This window comes from Thalassobacterium sedimentorum (assembly GCF_031127905.1).
Taxonomy (GTDB): Bacteria; Verrucomicrobiota; Verrucomicrobiia; order Opitutales; family Coraliomargaritaceae; genus Thalassobacterium; species Thalassobacterium sedimentorum.
This window is the reverse complement of record NZ_JARXIC010000006.1, coordinates 129797-145123: the sequence shown is the minus strand read 5'-3', so window position 1 is coordinate 145123 and position 15327 is coordinate 129797. Positions and strand designations below refer to the sequence as shown.

Below are 15327 nucleotides of genomic sequence, written 5' to 3'. Positions count from 1 at the left end.
AGCCGTGTTGAACTGAAACTCTGATTTGCGTTCATATCCCGACTTTCATTAATTCCATGTTTTCATTGTTTTATTCTTCCGGATTTCTCCGAAGTGAGTCTCCAACTAGACAATCGACATCGAAGGCCTGTCATCTATCCTCTTTTGTCAGCACGAGATCTGGTGTTACTTCTTCGAAGAATACCGCACAAAATTCAGGCTTTGCATTGATTTTGGCTCTATTGCTGATGGCATTCCTGTTGTTGTTGTTGGTCACACTCTCGTCGCTGATTCGGGTGGAAACGCAGGCGGCACAGAAAAACGAGACGATTGCCCTGGCCCGTCTCAATGCGATGGTTGGTCTTTCTGTGGCATTGGGGGAGTTACAGGAGCTGGCTGGTTCGGACCAACGGGCAACTGGAACTGCTGAACTGTATCATAACTCCGGAGCCAATACTGCCAATGGGCTTGTCAGTCCAGTGGATGGCTCGCGTCATTGGGTGGCGGTCTGGGGTAATTCCAATTTGTCCACCGATGCGACGAGTTCACCGGTTTTGCTCAATTGGTTGGTGAGTGGTAATGAGAATGTCCGTCAGAATTTTGATGTATCGAGTGGTCAAATCGGTTCGAATGTTGCTGCGGCAGTGAATTACTCCCCATCGAGTAATATAACGGTGACTGCCAATGGTGCGACAGTGGATGGAGAGCGCGCGGCCTTACTTGTAGCCAGTGGAACAGTCGGGGATGAAGCGGATTATATTGCCGCTCCAATCGTCGATTTAGTGAACACTGCAGATCAACCTGCCGGAGGATATGCATTCTGGGTCGGTGATGAAGGCGTGAAGGGGCATATTGCCCTGACGACGGGAGCGAAGATTCTATCCGAACCCAGCAGTTCAGTTTATGGAGAGCGTGCTGCCAAACGTGTCATCGCTAGGCAATCTTTGGTTGCTGGTGGCCAGCTTTTGTCTATAGAAGACGGGGGAGCTACTTGGAGTGATTACGCCCTGTCAAAGACGAGCTACCGTAATGACCTTGAGCGTATTGAAAACTTAAATGGATTGGGTTTGATGAATAATGCCTATGAGACGCTGCGAAAGAACCGTTGGCATGAAATCACTACTCTCAGCCAAGGCCTTCAAACGAATAGCTTAAATGGAGGGCTGAAGACCGACTTATCACTGGCGTTTGAGATGCCGGACGTGACTTTCCAGAATACACAGCTGATGAACAATAGTTACTTGGGCCATATCTATCGCTACAGCAGTGTCTTGGGTCCAAAGTGGGCTTTGTTTCGCGATTATTATCGCCTCTATAAACGAATGACGAATGTGACGAGCGATCCTCTGATTACTGCGGATCTGGTGACTCCTTTACCTGCGGAAGATCCGGATCTTGGGATTGCATATATTTTCAGTGAAGGACGTGGAGATCCGATGAGCACAGGGCTTACCGGGAACGAAACTATAGAAGGTGCTGATGTCACCTTTCCGAAAAAGGTACGAGATGCGATTTTTCCTGAAAAGATGAAACTCGCCCCTGTGGTCGCTGAGATGAAATTCCTCATTTCGATGGATTCGATTCAAGCCAGTGAATCAATTGTGGTTGGTGGAAAAACTGTCGATGCAGACCGTCAGTTACGCTTAATTTTTGACCCGATAGTCAAGCTTTGGAATCCTTACAACGTACAATTGAAGTTTGATGCGTTTACGATCCGAGCCAGTCATTTACCGATCGGCTTTCGATGGAATGTACAACATGAAGCAACAGACGGTTCTACTGTGAATCGTGATTACAGCTGGTCTGGGGAAGATGGTTTCGTTCCTTTTCGTAGACTCTTAACTCATTATTACGGAGGTGGTTATGGCAATTTTGATAATTGGCTGGATTCGATGGTTTTTTCGATCGGGAGTAGCAGTGGCATTACTTTACAGCCAGGTGAGGTGAAAATATTCTCTTCCGGAAGTACAAGTCCAGTCGCGCTTCAACAGAATATTGATCTTCAAGAGGGCTACAATGACCAAGGCGGCTACTTGTTAGACGAAATGCATTTGGAGACAGATACCAGCACTGGGGGGGCGAGTGTGGATTCTCTAATTCTTGCGAATGGGCAATCGCGATTTACTGTGGATCTTTCGTCTGAGGATTATAGCGGATCCGGTGGTGTCGCTCCGTCTGGATGGGCCCATTTTCGTGTCAGCACATATCTTTTTCAACCGGGGCGCTATGCAGACCGGCACAATGTGAAAGACACAGGTGCTGACTATTTTTATAATACTGCATATCTGTATAACTTGACTCGTAACATCCCTTTTGAGCAAAACGACGGAACCAGTACCGGTGTCGCACGAGTCACTTTTCCGAGTTCTGGAACGGCTCTGGTTCCCGACCTCCCATCGCCTACTAGTTCGAATCGACAATACTTACTTTCGATTGAATCACGTTTGAAAGCTGAAGATCAGGCAGATAAACCAGTGCCACTGGCCCAGTTTTCCCCGACAGCTTACGTACATGAGTCCAGAGGGAATTCTCTTGTGCGCGATGATTTTAGGAGCGGTCCCAGCTATACGCTTCACTACCGTCGAATTAATAGCGCCTTTGAATCAGATGTTCAATTTAACTCAGATAACCAAGGGTATTATGGTGCGAGCCATTGGTTGGGTGGAGCCACGCATATCACTTTTCTTGATATTCCTCAAGCCCCGCTGACTTCTCTCGGCCAATTGCAAAATGTGGATACATCCATTCATGCTGTGGATTCATTGTTGGCTATGGGGAATTCCTTTCGTTCACCTCACTTGAGTCCCAATGTATTGGCTGGAACAGTGAATAGTGAGGGATTCGTGCGTAGTTGGTCAGATCGAAGTTACCTTTTGAATCGTTCTCTTTGGGATTCTGCGTTCTTTTCCACGATTGCACCTGCAGAAACTGAATTATTTACGGATCATGTGGCGGCTCGTGATATCACCGTAGTGTTGAATGATTTTATTTCCGGATCGGCACCATTGTTGAATCCGAATCTACGGCCAATCACCTCTGATTCTGGAGATGCTTTCAGTGCACTTATTGATAAATCTGCGCTACGTGTTGAGGCTCCTGATCGATCTGCGGCTTTTCTGGCTCAAGAAGGACAGTTCAATATTAACTCCGTTTCGGTGGAGGCCTGGAAGAGTTTGCTAGGAAGTACACTTGGTCAAAGGTTAGAAACGCGCCAAGCTTCGGGGAACTTGTTGGATGATACTGGCGCTGGCGCCCATTTTAGCCGCTATTCACTGCCATTAGGCAACGCAAATTTGACTGATGAATGGGGGGGCTTTCGTCGGTTGAATTCAACTGAAGTAAATGATTTAGTAACTGAAATTGTCGATCTCATTCAGCAACGTGGACCATTAATCACGCTTAGTGACTTTATCAATCGTGAAGTTGGGAGTGCGCAAGGTGGCATTCTCGAGCAGGCCATTGAGAATGCTGGAATCAATAGTGCGTTTACCGCCACTGTGTCGGCTACAGATCTTTCCTTCTTGCCGAATTCCAATGCCCGTGCCGCCATCGCTGGAAAAATCGCGCAAGGAGCGTCTCAATTACTATTACCGGGAGACGTTCTCAGCGTGATTGGCCAACGTTTGGCGACTCGCTCGGATACTTTTCGGATTCGTAGTTATGGAGAAGTACGTGATCCGCTTGCTGATCCAAATGCTCCCGTGGCTAAAGCTTGGGTTGAGGCGATTGTTCAACGTGTCCCAGATTATGTGAATTCGAATACAAACGCTGCGTGGGACAATCCAAATGGTGCGAATGCCCAGTTTGGCCGAAAGTTTATCCTCCGCTCTGTCCGCTACCTGAGTCCAGAAGAAATATAAATGGTTATGATGAAAGATTCCGAAATTCGCTCGATACTCATCTTTGTTTTTCTGTGGCCTATCATGGTACATGGGCAGAACGATGTTCCCGTTTATGATGTCTCCTTTCAGACTCTTTTTCTGAATCGCTCATCAGAAACATTCACTTATTTGAATCAGGGAAGAGTGGAGACTTTACCCGTGAATTATGACATTGTTTCACAGACGGTTCGCTATCAGGGGACAAGTCCAATGCTTATTTTTCGAGGAGAGCCTAATTTGGAAGCTGGTGACCTTGAGAGGCAAGCCGTTGCTCGGATCCCCCTTATTTCTCTCGAATCAGAATTTACCTTAATTTGCGCTTCTGAAAACGGAAATCTCGCGTGCATGCCGATCAACAGTTCTAACGAAACGATGCCACGCGGCACTTTTTGTTTTATCAATGCGACGAGCAATCAAGTGATTGGTGTCTTGGAAGCTGAGCGAATTAGTATCCCTCCACGCTCATTCGAGATGGTTCCTGGGGACAATCTCGAGTCTCGTCGTATCCCGATTCGTTTAGCTTTTATGGCTGAAGAAGAGTGGGAGGTTTTTTATTCTACTGAATGGACAGCATTGGGCCAGAAACGTGCCTTTGTGATCGTCTATAATTCGCCACGGAATGGAAGACTTACGGTTCGAGGGGTTGAGTTTCGATGAGTTGGCGTTTGTTTACAGCCTATGCGACACTCTATGTCAGTGGTTTATTGGGCGAGCCAATAGATGTTCGTCTTAGACTGCAAACTGAAGTCGCAGCACCCTATGATTTCGAAGCTTATATACGGTCTGTCTGGAAATCCGGCATCATGACGAATGAATCGGTCTTTTTCCTGAGCCTTGATGATGGAGGTCCCGTGCGTGCCAGTTTGCTATTCACTCCAGAGAAAGTGCTTTCGGTTCAGAATGGTATGCTCAATCAAGCGTATCAGGAAGGCGTCGATTTCAAATTAGTCGGCAATCAAATTGAACTGATACCGGAAACTTCCATTCCAGTGGTTCCGTACGAGCAATTTCATCCAAAATCACAATCAGGGCAGTCGATACGTATATTCTGGTTTTCCGGATTGAACCGATTCGCTTTATCACCAGAAGGTGCTTGGTTTCATCAGCATCAGGTGTTCATCAGCTATGAATATGCCGGTGATCGAACAACCGATTTTGTCACAGGAACTCCACGGTCTCCGGAACGTTTGCAAAATACCGTTTCTAATTACTCGAACTATTTTCTCATTCGTATCTATGCTCAGGTGATTGCTGAATGTTTGAGTCCCTCTGATCCTGAATCTCTCACGAATTTATGAAGATAGAAGGCATTTTAGAATTACGGGAAGCGTTCATACAATCGCCTTTTGAATCTGGAGGGGACGCACCTCCTGCGCGCTATCTACGCCATAAATTCAGATGTGAGAAAGCAATTCGTTCAGCAACGCTCCGATATGCAGCCTTTGGACTATTAGAGCCTTGGCTGAATGGTTGTCGTCTCAATGATGATCGATTTCTACCTGGTTGGAGTGATTATCGGAAGCGACTTTACTGGATCGAGGAGTCTGTGACTGAACAGCTCAAACCTGGTGATAATACACTCGGATTTGTCGTCGCGAACGGTTGGGCGGGTGTGCATTATGGCCCATGGCCGACGACTCAATGTTTGGTAGATACGATTTCGGTATCAGTTATCCTGGAGATTGTATACACTGATAGCACCTCGGAGATCATTCGGTCCAGCCCAGATTGGCTCTGGGCGAAAGGTCCAGTGAGTTCACAGGCTCTGTATCATGGCGAGACTTATGATGCGCGAAAAGAACTCGTTGATTGGTTGACGCCAGATTGTGACAAACGGCGTTGGAGGCCAGGGTGCGCCGTTGTGTGTCCGGATGTTACTTTCTCACGACGCAAAGCGCCGCCGGTACGAGTGATTGAAGAATTAGCTCCACAGCGAATTTGGAAACGTTCAGAGAGGAGGTACATCGTTGATTTTGGACAGAACTTGGTTGGTGTGGTCAAGTTGAGGCTCAATGAATCCTCTGGGACAAAAGTTAGGCTACGTTTTGGCGAAATGCTAGAAAGTAGTGGGGAATTATATACCGAAAACCTGCGCTCTGCTCGGTCAACGGATGTCTACTATTGTAAAGGTGTCGAGGGGGAGACGCTGGCGCCTAGATGGACCTTTCATGGTTTTCGTTATGTTGAGATAGAAGGTTTGAGTCTGCCCCCGGATCTGAGCCACATGAATGCTCAGGTTTTACATAATGACTTAGAGCCAATCGGTCGCTTCAAAACTTCTCACCCTTTGATTGATCAATTGCAGAGTTGCATTGTCTGGGGGCAACGGGGCAATTTTCTGGAGGTTCCAACCGACTGCCCTCAGCGTGACGAGCGCCTTGGATGGTCGGGAGATGCCCAAGTATTTGTCAAGACGGCCTGCTTTAACTACGACTGTAATGATTTTTACAGACAATGGATGGATGCCATGCGTGATGGTCAGCGAGCGGATGGTGCCTTTCCTGATTTGGCTCCCGATGTTTTGGGATGGCATGGTAATCCGGGATGGGGCGATGCGGGTATCATCGTTCCATATTCGGTTTGGCAGTGTTATGGAGATACGCGTATTGTCGAAGAAAACTGGGAAGCGATGCTTCAATATCTGAACTTTTTGAAGGGAAATCAGGGAGAGGGGCGTATTGAGCCTGAAGTGATTTATGGCGATTGGCTTGCAGTCGATGCGGCACGACCTCAATGGGGGCCGACCCCTAAGGATCTGATTGCGGATGCCTATCACGCACATGTGGTGCATTTAATGTCGGAAATGGCTCATTTACTTGGCCATAAAAAGAAACACCATGAGCTGGTTGTACATCGGAAAAAGCTTCAGAAGCAATTCCAAGACCGATACATCACCCGAGCAGGTTTAATACTAGGAGATACGCAGGCCAGTTACCTTCATGCACTCGCCTTTGATTTGGTCCCCTCCAATTTAGTGCAGAAGTCTGCTGATCGATTGATCGAGAAAATCAAAGAGCGCGACTGGCACCTCTCTACCGGTTTTTTAGGCACACCATTATTGAATCCAGTGTTAAGTAAGGTTGGTCGTAGCGAAGTTGCTTATCAAATTTTGGAGCAAGAAACCTATCCTAGTTGGTTGTACCCCATTGTTAATGGCGCAACAACCATGTGGGAGCGCTGGAATAGTTGGACCCGAACGGATGGATTTGGTCCGGTAGATATGAATTCTTTCAATCACTATGCCTACGGTGCGATTGGTGAGTGGTTGTATCAGCATCTTGCTGGCTTGGAAGTCCGCAATGCCTTCGATCAGCCAAGAGTTCGACTCACACCAAAGCCGGGGGGGACGGTGAAACAGGCTTCTGCTGAAATGAAGACGAAGTTCGGTAAAGTTAAGATTCAGTGGAAGTTAAACACGAAGCGTTTCAGCTTGAATGTTATGATTCCGAAAGGTGTGTCTGCTTCACTCGTCATGCCCGTACTTGCGCATGATAGTATTGTCGTGAAGCAAGGTTCGGTCGAGGATATTGAAAAAGTCCTCTCAAGCGTGGATGGACAGAATCCAGCTTATTCCCTAATGCCTGGCCGCTATGAATTTTCAGTGCCCGTCGATGCAATACAGTTAGCTAAAGAGAAGAATACCTGCTATTGAGTTGAACCTGAATTATGCATTAGAAAATCTGTGTTGATACGTGCATTGCAATGGGTTACGAGAGGATGCTGTTATTCGAGAGGTATTTGGGTTCAATCAAATGCCCTCGCAAAGCACGTATCGTCGATTTTTTGGCAAGTTCAGTCATCAGCGTACAATGCAGTCTTCCCGCAGCTGCGGCAGTCCCATTTTTTGGGAAATCATTTTAGCAGTTCTATCGACTAATCTAAGGAATGTCTCTTTGTTTGGAATCTCTTCCTTAATGCGGAATTGACAGTCAAATGGGTCATTGAGGTCAACAGGTGATGAGAACCACACTGACTCATTAATCAGGCTAGATAAGGCAAACCTTGTTAACCGCTCGGTATTTAAACAGTATTTTTGAATCCATTCTAATTGCTTGAAGTTAATCCGCTGCCATAGCCAGCCCTGCAATGTGTCCACCAGTCCAACATGCTTGGAAATTAAAACCACCTGTGATGCCGTCGATGTCAATGCATTCACCTGCAAAATAGAGGTTGGGCACGATTTTACTCTCCATTGTGCGGAAATCTATCTCATTGCGAGATATGCCACCTGCCGTAACAAACTCTGCTGGAACGGTTTCCTTCATTCCTTTAGCTACAAGTGAAGGATTGACTTTGAGTTTATTGGTGGTCTTCCCCTGAACCTTATAGCGCCCATTGACGAGTTCGTTGATGAGTGCGCTCTCCTTGTCCTTGGAGAGTTGGGCCCATTTTTGATCGTCGGCGATGCCGACGACTTCGACCATGCGCTCCCAGAAGCGGCGTGGGATTTGTTCGAAGATTTTTGTTTTTACCTGGGTCTTGCCCTTGCGTAGGCGTTTGAATTGTTCGCGGACTTGGTTTTCGGTCATGTCGCCGAGCCAGTTGATTTCAATTTCGAAATGGTAGTTCTTTTCTTGCAAGGTGCGGGCTTGCCAAGCGGAGAGACGTAAAATGGCGGGCCCGCTGAGGCCGCGATGGGTGATGAGGATGGGGCCGGTTTGAGGTGTGGGCTTGGACTTGCGAGAGCTGCCCTTGGGCTCTGCGGTCTTCACCAGTGAAGCCCCTACGTTTGGGGCGTAGGTGACTCGGGCGTTTTGCACGGCTAGACCGGCTAGGCCGTGGGTGCGCTTGTCGGCTAGGTTGAAGGCGAAGAGTGAAGGGGCCAGGGGAGCGATGCTGTGGCCGAGGGCTTCGAGTGAGCGGGTGAGTGGGGAGGCTTTGAGGGAACCGGTGGCGATCAGCACTTTGTCGGCGCTGACTTGGCTGTCGTCGCTGAGATGAAGGATGAACGATGGCTGATTATTGATGGCTGATAACTGCTGGCCGATGTTTTTTACGGCGCATTCTTTGCGAAGTTTGACGCCTGCGCTCTGGGCGGCTTGGTGGAAGCAGTCGATGATGGTCTGAGAGTCATCGGTGGTGGGGAACATGCGGCCGTCGGCTTCGGCCTTGATCCTGACCCCACGCTCGGCAAACCATTGCAGGGTGTCTTGCGGCTGCCAGCGGTGGAAGGCGCCGCGCAACTCGCGGGATCCGCGCGGGTAGCGGGTGGCGAGTTCTTTGGGATCGAAGCAGTTGTGGGTGACATTACAGCGGCCGCCCCCGGATATTTTGACTTTGCTGAGTGTGCGTTTACTGGCCTCGTAGATGGTGACCGTGGCGTTGGGATTGCTTTCAGCTGCAGTAATTGCGGCAAAATAGCCGGCAGCACCTCCACCAATCACAATGATACGAGGATGTGGGCTATCGCCGGCAATTGAAGGTGTCGTTTTGTACGTTGTCACGGTAGTGATACCGATGGCGATAGACCGCGACAGGTGCAAGACGGATATGATCAAAAAGTTATCGGTGAGGTGTGGGGATGAACAATAGATACTGTTCGTGTTTGATTCGAAAATTCAGCATTGGCAATGCTGGTAGTTTAAGACTTGTCGCAGGCTATAAACGCTTCTATGAGTAGTAACAGCTGTTCCTCCCCCCGTTCATCCCCTGTTCGCCATCTCCACTCTGTATGCGCATTTCTTCTAAGCTCCGCTGGTTTGTAGTATTATTAGTGGTGCTGACTTCATTAAGTATCGCTTTGGTGGGCTATTGGGGCAGCACGAAAATTATTTCAGACTTTCAGATGGAGACTTTGAAGAAGCGTTCCCAGTTTGAGGTTAGTCGCCTGCAGTTAGCATTTTCAGAATTGAATCATGATATTGATTTTATCTCTAATTTGCCAATGGTAGATCATCTTGCGAATGCAGATGGAATGAGTCAGCTTGCAGTGGATCGAGAGCTGGACGATTTGACCACTATTTTTGAGCAAATGCTGAGCGCTAAACCTTATTATTCTCAGATACGGTTGATTCCTGAGGCAAACAATGGTTTGGAATCTGTGCGGGTGAATCAGCAGGATGGAATGATTTATCGCGTTCCGAGGGCAGAATTGCAGGAAAAGGGGCAGCGAGATTACTTCCTACGAGCAAAAGAGCGAAAGGCGGGAGAACTCTTTCATTCGGAGATAAACCTGAATCGTGAACATGGAGAATTGGAAGTGCCGCATCGGCCCATGTTGCGAGTTGCGATGCCGATATATGATCGTATGGAGATTTTTTTTGGCATTGTAGTAATCAATCTGGATTTTGAAGGCTTCATAGAGCAATTATTTGGTAATGGGCTCGATCGCAGTCGCTACGATTATTATGTATTGAATCAAGATGGTTATTTCCTCTTACATCCGAATTCTGACTATACATTCGGTTTTGATCGTGGGCTGGAATACCAGGCTGATCAGTTTTTTTCACAATTGAAGGGCTTTGTTGATGATGAGGGGCAATCGCGCACTTTCCGACTGGACTCATTGCCGGGCGCATCAAGTGGTCTGGCTCACTTTACAAAGTTTCGCGTTTTCAATCCTGAACGTGAAATCACAATTGGTTTAATCGGCTCCTATGATGATATTGGTCGAGCGTCTGCCTTTACAATTGCTGCCATTATTATTGCGATGTTGCTGCTAACTGCACTCGCAATGTTTGTCGCGATTCGATTCTCGTTTGGAATTACGCAACCATTGGATCGTATCAGTCTAGCAACTAAACACTTTCAAAAGTTTCAAGAAATTGCCCACGATTTACCAATTGAGCGGGACGATGAAGTCGGCGCCTTAGCTAAGACCTTTGTCGATATGCAGCTGTCGATTGAAAAGCATCAATCTCGCTTGCAACTCGCGAATCAAAGGCTTTTAGAAATGAATCGCGATTTGGAGCATTTTGCACGGGTTGCCTCTCATGATTTACGTGAACCGATTCAGCGCATTGCAGGTTTGGCTAGTCTCTATCAGACGGAGGTCACGCCTGAGGCCTCGGAGAGCGCAAAGGAGGTTTTAGAGCAGTTACACTCCGAGTGTGAGAAAGCGATGCGGCTTATCGTCGATTTTCGTGAGTTTACAGATATCACACACGAGGGGAAATTACATCGGGAAAGCTGTGACCCGCGGGATTTGATCCAGTCAGTTTTAGATGAGTATAAGCCAGCACTTGTAAATCGAAAAGTTGAAATTGAGGTGGAGCCGCATCCAGCCCCCATGTTTCTTTATAAGAGTCTAGTTCGAGTTTTGTATCGAAACTTAGTTGATAACGCACTCAAGCATGTTAAAATGGACGGGTTTAGCTTGAAATTCAGCTGCGAAGCGACTGTGGATGGCGGGGTATGCTTTAGCGTGATGAATTCGGGGTCATCCTTATCGCCCAATCAGGCTTTAGAAGCTTTTGATATTTTTTCCAAGATAGAAGCTGGTTCACTGAGCCATGGGATGGGGCTCACGATCTGCAAACGAATCGCCAATTTTCACGGTGGAAATATTTGGATTGAATCAGATGAAACTAACGTTCATGTTCGTTTCCATCTAGGGATTGTAGAAACTAATGCAAATAATTGAAAGAAAATGTCTGAATGAAGTCGATCCAATCGTGGTGGTGGATGACAGTATGGTTGATTTAACTATCACAAAACGGGTCTATGAGCGCTCGGAGCTAAAAAATCCATTGCTTACCTTCACAAATGGTTACGCATTTCTTGATTATATGCTATCGACTGCAACGGGAGAGGTGCCTGTGCCCGCGATGGTTTTGATGGATATCAATATGCCGGAGCTGAATGGGTTTGATACGATCGCCAAATTGCGAGATCGCGCGGAATTTAGTGAAATCCCCGTGATTGTTATGTTGACGAATTCAGATAGTAACCAAGATGCAGAGAAAGCGTTTGAAGTAGGCGCGAATGGTTTTCAGACCAAGGATTTCAATATCGATCGTTATACCGCCTTTTTTAATTCACTAAAAGCTAGCTGAGCGATTCTAACTGTTCATAAGCTTCCAAGATATCGTTTTCCATCTTTTCTAGTCGTTGCGCATCACCGGATAAATCGTTTTCTTGGTTTTGATAATATTCTGGGGTTGCCATCAGGCTAGTCAGAGCAGCGTGTTCGGCTTCTAATTGCTCTATTTTGGTTGGCAGTGACTTGAGTGCTTCCCGTTCTTTATTGCTGAGTTTGCGCTTTGGAGTGGTCTCGGCAGTGCTTTGAACAACTTTATCAGGAGCCGTTGTTTTTTGTTTTTTGGAAGCATTTTTCTTATCTTCCTGCTTCTTTAGCCAGGTTTCGCAACCTCCGACATACTCTTCTATGCAACCATTGCCTTCGAGTGCGATGGTGCTAGTGACGACGTTATCCAGGAAGCTACGGTCGTGACTGACTAAGAGGAGCGTGCCATTGTATTCAAGTAAGCGTTCTTCCAACAGTTCAACGGTTTCAATGTCGAGGTCGTTGGTTGGCTCGTCCAATACCAATACGTTGGCAGGTTGGATAAACAGCTTTGCTAATAATAACCGCGCTCGCTCGCCACCGGATAATTTAGTGATGGGAGAGCGTGAAGTTTCTGGAGTGAAGAGGAAGTCCTGTAGATAGGAGAGGATGTGCCTCGGCTTTCCGTTGATGTTGACCATTTCACCGGCGGGATGGACGTTTTCAGCGACGCTTAGTTTGCTGTCGAGTTGGTCCCGATGCTGATCAAAGTATGCCACCTCGAGTTTGGTGCCATGTGTGACGGAGCCACTGCTAGGCTCAAGTTTCTTTAGCAGTAGATTAAGTAAGGTAGTTTTTCCAGAGCCATTCAGCCCAACGATGCCGATCTTATCGCCTCGCCAGATCGTCGTGGAGAAATTCTCGATAAGAGGTGTGTGTGCCCAGCTGTAGCTGATCTCATCGACGGTGATAACCTTGCGTCCAGAGAGCTGCGCATCACTTAGGTCGAGTTTGGTCTTACCTTGAATATTCCTGCGCTCGGCACGTTCCTCTCGCATTTTTTTGAGTGATCGCACACGACCTTCATTACGAGTGCGTCGCGCTTGAATGCCCTTACGAATCCAAATTTCTTCTTCGGCGAGTTTCTTGTCGAAAACCGCTTGCTGCTTAGCCTCGCCAGCCAGTAATTCAGCTTTTCGCACCAGATAGGTATCATAGTCGCATTCCCATCGAGTGAGTTGTCCACGATCTAGATCGAGTGTTTTGTTGGCTACGCGTTGGATAAAAGCGCGGTCGTGAGAAACAAAGAGCAGGGCTATATCGGCCTTACGCAGGAACTCCTCGAGCCAGCGTATGCCGGGAATGTCCAAGTGGTTGGTCGGCTCATCCAATAATAGAATATGAGGTTCCTTGATTAAGGCGCGAGCCAGTAAGGCCCGGCGCTTGTTGCCACCGGAGAGCGAGGAAAACTCTTGTTCGCCATCCAGATCGACCCGCTGAAGAATATTCTCGACTTTATGTTCGATCGCCCATCCGTCCGTTTGGTCCAGTTGATGCTGTAGCTCATCGAGTTGTTCGCCGATATTTTCATCGTCGGGGTGTTCTCCGATTTCGTGTAGCAAATGATGGTATTTTGCAATGGTCTCAGCAGCATCTCCAAGTCCCTGAGCGACGATTTCGAAAACAGTGCCATCCAGTGTGGCGGGCACTTCCTGATCCAGTTTACCAATTCTGAGACCAGGTATGGCCTCGATTTCGCCTTTGTCGGGTTGAATTTCAGAGTTTAAAATGCGTAGCAGGGTGGATTTACCTTCGCCGTTGCGCCCTAGGAGGCAGATACGCTCACGTTTATCGATGGTAAGGCCCGCGTTATCGAGCAGCTTGGGGCCACCAAAAGAAACGGTTAGATTGCGGTAGGAAAGGAGCACTTTAGTAAATTAGGAATTAAAGTTAAGAATTAAGAATGTAGATCAGAGTCTACTGGAGGGCGCGAAGCCATTAGGAAGTTGATATATGCGAGGTCGCCTGGAGTGGTTAGCTTGGGATTGGGAATTTGGTTGGGCACAAGTGTGGTATTTAAGCCAATTAATCGTGCCGCTGCGGTATCATCTGTAATGCTTAGTTTTTTTTGACTCACCAGCTGATAGGCTTTCAGAATACTTGCAAAGTTAAACGCTTGAGGTGTCTCCATGGCCCATAGTCGCTGACGATCCAAATCTTCCAATTCAACTTTATGCAACTGCTTGGGCGCTGGAATACGTTTAATGGTATCAATGACTGGATGCGCAAGGCTGGCTGCCTGATCCCGCAAGACAGCTTGGTGCAGGGACTGAATTGCCTGATACGTCACGCAGGGGCGGGCACAGTCATGTATAAAAACGTAATCGCAGCTCTCATTGGCAATATTCAGCGCGTGAATGACCGAATCCTGTCGTTCCTGACCACCTGCAACAGCGTTGATTTTTAAATGCTGCAGCTCGCATTGTTGCACGGCTGCTGCGAGCTGAGACTTTTGAGCTTCGTCACGGTAGACGACAATATAGTCATCGATGACCCCCGAGCGATGGAATGCCTGTAAGCTATAGCAAAATGCTGGCAAGCCGTTTAGGTTCGCGAGCACCTTATCGGCAACCTGACCTTGCATTCGATTGCCGCTACCGGCGGCGAGTAATATTGCAGTGACCATTCAACTGAAGCGAGCGAGATGAATTTGAGTGAATGCGAAAAATGCTGTTCAGGCTAAATCAGCCTGAATGGCTTGTGCAGCAACCGCTGGATCCGCTGCTTTGAGAATGGGGCGACCGACTACTATAAAGCTAGAACCTGCCGCCGCCGCAGCAGCAGGAGTCATAATACGTTTTTGCTCGTCGGCCGCACTTCCAGCCGGGCGAATACCTGGGGTGACTATAATCGGATCGTTGCCAAAACGCGCGCGTAGTGGAGCCAATTCCAAAGATGAGCAGACCAAGCCCTGCACGCCCGATTTTAAGGTGATGTCTGCCAAATGTAGCACCTGGGCTTCGGGGGTGTTCGCGACATTCAACGCACGCAGTTGTGCTTCATTCATGGAAGTCAGCACGGTAACAGCTAGTAAATTCAATTCTGGAGCATAATCAGTTCGTGCCCGGTTCGCCCATGTTAACATTTCACCGCCGCCACAGGCGTGAAGAGTCAGCAATTCAACTGGTAGGGCGGCGATGCTTTGAACGGCCTTGGCCACTGTATTCGGAATGTCGTGTAATTTAAGATCGAGAAACACCTTATAGCCTCTATCGGCAATCTCGCGTACAAAATCAGGCCCATATGCGGTAAAGAGCTGTAGGCCGATTTTGACCCATTTTAGAGAATCGCCGAGGCGATCCAGCATGGCGAGAGCTTCCTCACGCGTTTCGAGGTCGAGGGCTAGGATGAGTTGGCATGACGCTTGTTTAGACATAGCGCAGATTAGGAAGCGAATATCGCGCGAATGGCAAAGTGCAAAAATGGAAATTTTCATGGCACATGCCAGCGGAGTGCTCTTAC

Annotated in this window: 10 protein-coding genes; 6 read left to right on the top strand and 4 right to left on the bottom strand. The window is 47.8% G+C overall.

The genetic code is table 11. The annotated features are described in order from the left end of the window. Nucleotides 1-227 precede the first annotated feature (227 nt). From QEH59_RS05460 to QEH59_RS05445, 4 genes are read left to right on the top strand one after another with little or no spacing between them, the layout of a single operon-like run. Nucleotides 228-3839, top strand: coding sequence for a hypothetical protein (locus tag QEH59_RS05460; RefSeq protein WP_308984350.1), 3612 nt, complete (start codon nucleotides 228-230; stop codon nucleotides 3837-3839). Between the two features lie 6 nt (nucleotides 3840-3845). Continuing rightward, complete coding sequence (locus QEH59_RS05455) at nucleotides 3846-4517, top strand: hypothetical protein (protein ID WP_308984349.1); 672 nt, start codon at nucleotides 3846-3848, stop codon at nucleotides 4515-4517. Then, the gene (locus QEH59_RS05450; RefSeq protein WP_308984348.1) at nucleotides 4514-5158 is read left to right on the top strand and encodes a hypothetical protein; all 645 of its coding nucleotides are present in this window, start codon (nucleotides 4514-4516) and stop codon (nucleotides 5156-5158) included. Before QEH59_RS05455 ends, QEH59_RS05450 begins: the two co-directional genes overlap by 4 nt. Continuing rightward, the gene (locus QEH59_RS05445; RefSeq protein ID WP_308984347.1) at nucleotides 5155-7512 is read left to right on the top strand and encodes an alpha-L-rhamnosidase; all 2358 of its coding nucleotides are present in this window, start codon (nucleotides 5155-5157) and stop codon (nucleotides 7510-7512) included. Before QEH59_RS05450 ends, QEH59_RS05445 begins: the two co-directional genes overlap by 4 nt. 406 nt (nucleotides 7513-7918) lie before the next feature. Here the strand turns inward: QEH59_RS05445 and QEH59_RS05440 are convergent, their stop codons facing one another. Further along, nucleotides 7919-9304, bottom strand: coding sequence for a BaiN/RdsA family NAD(P)/FAD-dependent oxidoreductase (locus QEH59_RS05440; RefSeq protein WP_308984346.1), 1386 nt, complete (start codon nucleotides 9302-9304; stop codon nucleotides 7919-7921). Between the two features lie 227 nt (nucleotides 9305-9531). Between QEH59_RS05440 and QEH59_RS05435 the strand changes: the two genes are divergently transcribed. Continuing rightward, nucleotides 9532-11442: a sensor histidine kinase gene (locus QEH59_RS05435; RefSeq protein WP_308984345.1), complete on the top strand. Its 1911-nt coding sequence runs from the start codon at nucleotides 9532-9534 to the stop codon at nucleotides 11440-11442. Next, nucleotides 11429-11854 (top strand): response regulator, encoded by a 426-nt coding sequence (locus tag QEH59_RS05430; protein WP_308984344.1) that lies wholly within the window; start codon nucleotides 11429-11431, stop codon nucleotides 11852-11854. Before QEH59_RS05435 ends, QEH59_RS05430 begins: the two co-directional genes overlap by 14 nt. On the opposite strand, the gene QEH59_RS05425 is transcribed toward QEH59_RS05430, so the two are convergent. From QEH59_RS05425 to pyrF, 3 genes are read right to left on the bottom strand one after another with little or no spacing between them, the layout of a single operon-like run. Beyond that, entirely contained in the window at nucleotides 11847-13733 is a 1887-nt protein-coding gene (locus tag QEH59_RS05425) for an ATP-binding cassette domain-containing protein (RefSeq protein ID WP_308984343.1), read from the bottom strand. The genes QEH59_RS05430 and QEH59_RS05425 overlap by 8 nt on opposite strands. 29 nt (nucleotides 13734-13762) lie before the next feature. Beyond that, a complete protein-coding gene (locus tag QEH59_RS05420; protein WP_308984342.1) occupies nucleotides 13763-14491 on the bottom strand; it encodes an IspD/TarI family cytidylyltransferase in 729 nt (242 codons plus the stop codon). A gap of 48 nt (nucleotides 14492-14539) precedes the next feature. Beyond that, complete coding sequence (gene pyrF / locus QEH59_RS05415) at nucleotides 14540-15241, bottom strand: orotidine-5'-phosphate decarboxylase (RefSeq protein ID WP_308984341.1); 702 nt, start codon at nucleotides 15239-15241, stop codon at nucleotides 14540-14542. Nucleotides 15242-15327: the final 86 nt, after the last annotated feature.

Coding starts and splice junctions, on each gene's coding strand:
- QEH59_RS05445 (WP_308984347.1), top strand. CDS start 5,155: ATGAAGATAGAAGGCATTTTAGAATTACGGGAAGCGTTCATACAATCG.
- QEH59_RS05455 (WP_308984349.1), top strand. CDS start 3,846: ATGATGAAAGATTCCGAAATTCGCTCGATACTCATCTTTGTTTTTCTG.
- QEH59_RS05420 (WP_308984342.1), bottom strand. CDS start 14,491: ATGGTCACTGCAATATTACTCGCCGCCGGTAGCGGCAATCGAATGCAA.
- QEH59_RS05430 (WP_308984344.1), top strand. CDS start 11,429: ATGCAAATAATTGAAAGAAAATGTCTGAATGAAGTCGATCCAATCGTG.
- pyrF (WP_308984341.1), bottom strand. CDS start 15,241: ATGTCTAAACAAGCGTCATGCCAACTCATCCTAGCCCTCGACCTCGAA.
- QEH59_RS05450 (WP_308984348.1), top strand. CDS start 4,514: ATGAGTTGGCGTTTGTTTACAGCCTATGCGACACTCTATGTCAGTGGT.
- QEH59_RS05460 (WP_308984350.1), top strand. CDS start 228: ATGGCATTCCTGTTGTTGTTGTTGGTCACACTCTCGTCGCTGATTCGG.
- QEH59_RS05435 (WP_308984345.1), top strand. CDS start 9,532: ATGCGCATTTCTTCTAAGCTCCGCTGGTTTGTAGTATTATTAGTGGTG.